Annotated in this window: 3 protein-coding genes; all 3 read left to right on the plus strand. The window is 33.8% G+C overall.

Features of this window, described 5'->3' with window-relative positions:
• Nucleotides 1–202: 202 nt before the first annotated feature.
• The 3 genes from FC65_RS09765 to FC65_RS09775 are packed head-to-tail and all read left to right on the plus strand — an operon-like array spanning nucleotide 203 to nucleotide 3176.
• The gene (locus FC65_RS09765; protein WP_056972527.1) at nucleotides 203–1135 is read left to right on the plus strand and encodes a glycosyltransferase family 2 protein; all 933 of its coding nucleotides are present in this window, start codon (nucleotides 203–205) and stop codon (nucleotides 1133–1135) included.
• Nucleotides 1136–1190: 55 nt separating this feature from the next.
• Nucleotides 1191–2207: a glycosyltransferase family 2 protein gene (locus tag FC65_RS09770; RefSeq protein ID WP_056972528.1), complete on the plus strand. Its 1017-nt coding sequence runs from the start codon at nucleotides 1191–1193 to the stop codon at nucleotides 2205–2207.
• Between the two features lie 24 nt (nucleotides 2208–2231).
• Nucleotides 2232–3176, plus strand: coding sequence for a glycosyltransferase family 2 protein (locus FC65_RS09775; protein WP_056972530.1), 945 nt, complete (start codon nucleotides 2232–2234; stop codon nucleotides 3174–3176).
• The last annotated feature ends 38 nt before the right edge of the window (nucleotides 3177–3214 follow it).

Raw genomic sequence — 3214 nt, forward strand, 5'->3', positions numbered from 1 at the left:
AGGCACTAAAAATTAACTTTCAACCTTTAGTCAGGCAATAATAAAATTACAGTTGGCTACAAGCCATCCTTAGCCTTCTATTTCTTTATTTTAATTGCGATAGTGACCTGGTTCTATCTTGCCCTTTCTTGGATTTATCGGTTAAAAATACATTAATCGATAAGTAGTAAAAAACTATGATTTATCACATAAGGAGAAAAGTATGAAAAAAATAATTTCTTTGGTTGTTCCTTGCTTTAATGAGCAGGAAACCATTCCTTTATTTTATGAAACAGTTGAACAGATAAAGCCGCAGTTGAGAGGATATGAGGTAGAATACTATTTTATCAACGATGGTTCCTCTGATAATACATTAAATATTTTGAGAAAATTGCATGAAAATAATAAAAAAGATGTTCACTATGTTTCTTTTTCTCGTAATTTTGGGAAAGAAGCAGCGTTATATGCCGGATTAAAATCGGTTACAGGGGACTATGTGGCTGTGATGGATGTTGATCTACAGGATCCCCCCGAACAATTGTGTCCGATGTTGGCAGGTATTGAAGATGAGGGTTATGATATTGTTGGGACACGGAGAACAGACCGAAAGGGTGAACCAGTTATTAGATCCTTCTTTTCAAAGCTTTTTTATAAAATGATCAATAAGATCTCACATACGCAGTTCATTGATGGAGTGCGGGATTTCCGGTTGATGACACGGCAAGTGGTAAATTCAATTTTAGAAATGTCTGAATATAATCGTTTTTCAAAAGGATTATTTAGTTGGGTAGGTTTTAAAACAAAATATTTAGAATACACTAATCAAGATCGCATTGCTGGAAAAACGTCTTGGACTTTTTGGGGACTTTTTAAATACTCTGTTGAAGGTATTATTAACTTTTCAGAAGCACCATTATACATTGCTTCGTATGTTGGTACTGGTTCATTTATTATTTCAGTTATTTCCTTGATTTTTATTGTATGTAGAAAATTGTTGTTTGGTGGTAGTGTGAATGGATGGGCTTCTCTGGTTTCTGTTATTTTGCTGATAGGAGGGATTCAGTTATTTTGTCTAGGAATACTTGGACGATATGTGGGTAACATATATTTGGAAGTAAAAAGAAGACCAATATATATCATTCAGGAAAAGAAATAGTAGTTTTTAACTGACTAATTTATATAATAATTTATCTTATGGAAGGAAAATTTTTATGAATCAGGTTAAGCTATCAGTTATAATGCCGACATATAATTCAGATCAGTATGTTGGGAAGTCAATGTGCAGCCTACTTAGGGCCTTAAATCAGGAATACTGTGAAATAATTTGCATAGATGATGGGTCACAAGACGAAACAGTGGAAAAGCTTAATAGGTTTGCGCAAAAATACAGTATGATAAAGGTGATTGCCAACAAACACTTAGGTGTTAGCGCAACTCGCAATATAGGAATTAAGCTGGCAACAGGTAATTATGTTGTTTTTGTTGATAGTGATGATTTGTTTGAACCTAATTTCTATGAGTATTTTAACAAGCAGCTAAAAGATAAGCCTGATATAATATTAGAGGATGTTAAAGAGATTGACCGTGAAAAATTCAAAACAGGGCTAACAGACCATGAACGTTTAGAAGCGATGAAAATAAATTTGCGCTTTGGTAAAGTGAGTCTGTCTTGGGGTATAGGTTCGAGAATATATAACAGATCGTTGTTACAAAAAAACAACTTGTTATTTGATCCTTCAATTGTTGTTTCTGAAGATATGTTGTTCATCATGGAGGCAATTTCTAAGGCAGATTCTATCTTAATTTCGCCACAACGTTTTTATCATTTACAAGAGTCTCATACTTTGTTCCGATTCAATCCTCAGAATTTGCGCTCAGAAGTCCATTTTCGCAGAAGAGTTAATAGTTTAATGAATAATTATCACGACTCCTTGGCACGTGATATCAATAACAGGACTAAATTAACGGGATTTATTTTTTTGATAGATAGTTACTTTGGTCCACTTTACAATAAAAAAAAGCTGACATTATGTGAAGCAACTAAAAATATGAAGTCTGTTGCTGAGGATTATTTTTATGACACTTCATTTTCAGAAAAAAAATTTGATAAGTTTTTAAGCCGTAAAGCACCCGCATTCAGACGGCTTTTAAGAAGACAACAGTATGGAATGGTCTTGATCCTTAATAAGGTGATAGATAGTGCAATTAAAGTTGATCGTGGGGATTAGTTGTACTTTAGGGAGGTTAAGTTCTTGAAAAAAATTTGTGCAGTTATAGTCACATATAATAGATTAGAATGTTTGAAAGAAACGCTTAATGCCATAGAAAAACAAAGCTTGCCACTGGCTGGGATTTTGGTATTTGATAATCATAGTACTGATCAAACCGTTAAGTACTTGCAAGATAAGGGATACTCTGAAATAAGTGGGAAAGATGAAGAAATTATCAGGAAATCTTATTTTTGTAGTGAAACTAATTTAGGTGGATCGGGTGGTTTTTCTCAAGCTGTACAGATTGCTTCAAAGGGTGACTTTGACTATATCTGGGTGATGGACGATGATGTGGCTCCGGTTGAAAGCTGTTTAGCAACCTTGTTAAACAGTATGGAGGCAAATAACGTTCAAGTTGGGGTTCCCGCAAGAATTGGCAAGGATTTTACTGATAAAGTCTGTGTAGACCTAGACTTGTCGAATATGTTTAAGTTTTTCATTTGGTGGAGAAAAAAATATGCTAAACGTCCTTTAAACAAAGATACCTATTTTGTTCAGGATATGACTTTTGAAGGACCTTTGATCAGCGTTCCGTTGATTAACAGGGTTGGCATACCAGATGCTAGTTATTTTATCCAATTTGACGATACTGATTATGCACAGCGACTATTACATTTTTCTAAAATAATTTATGTTAAAGATGCTGTGATAAAACGCCAATTACCAGCTAAAATCATCAAAGAAAACGAAAAGAAAGAACCGATGAATTGGCGTGATTATTATTTTATTCGGAATAATATTGCTTTTGATAAACGTTATGGAAAAAGATGGTCTGTGCGGACATTGAGCCCGCTTTTTATGATTGTATACTATATACTCATAGCTATAAAAGATGGTAACTTACAAAAAAATTTACCAATTATCATGAAAGCTGCACGCCATGGATTAAATAAAAAGATGGGGAAAAGAGTTGATCCAAATTATTAATAATTGTTTGCCTGATTTACAATTCAAGTGCAACACAA

The sequence above is a fragment of the Ligilactobacillus acidipiscis DSM 15836 genome, from assembly GCF_001435755.1.
Classification (GTDB): domain Bacteria; phylum Bacillota; class Bacilli; order Lactobacillales; family Lactobacillaceae; genus Ligilactobacillus; species Ligilactobacillus acidipiscis.